A 375-nucleotide genomic window follows, 5' to 3' on the forward strand; every position below is an offset into this window, starting at 1 on the left:
CCTCATAACACACCACGAAAAAGAACTCATGGTTTTAGAGTGAGAATGCAAACTAAAAATGGTAGAAAAGTAATCAATGCAAGAAGAGCAAAAGGTAGAAAAAAACTAGCTATCTAAGGCTAACCCTTGCTTACCCTAAAAACTAAAAAAGAGTTTGATAACACTTATAAAAGCAATAAAAAATGGCATGACAAGCATTTTGCCATTTTTTTTAAAGAAAATCACAACTCCACAAATAAAGTCGGCTTTAGTGTTTCTAAAAAAATAGGTAATGCAGTGTGCAGAAATCTTATCAAAAGGCGTTTTAGACATCTTTACAAAGAGAGTTTGCCTTTTTTAAAAAGTGGCGATATGATTTTGCTAGCTAAAATAGAT

The 375-nt window shown here is 31.7% G+C and carries 2 protein-coding genes; both read left to right on the forward strand.

The genetic code is table 11. The annotated features are described in order from the left end of the window. Nucleotides 1-117: 50S ribosomal protein L34 (gene rpmH / locus JG677_RS08665; RefSeq protein WP_200286237.1), on the forward strand; the 117-nt coding region annotated here is incomplete at its 5' end. Nucleotides 118-126: 9 nt separating this feature from the next. Further along, on the forward strand, nt 127-375 hold a 249-nt coding region (gene rnpA / locus JG677_RS08670; protein ID WP_200286238.1), incomplete at its 3' end, for a ribonuclease P protein component.

The organism is Campylobacter sp. TTU-622, assembly GCF_016598965.1.
In the GTDB taxonomy this organism is placed as follows: domain Bacteria; phylum Campylobacterota; class Campylobacteria; order Campylobacterales; family Campylobacteraceae; genus Campylobacter_D.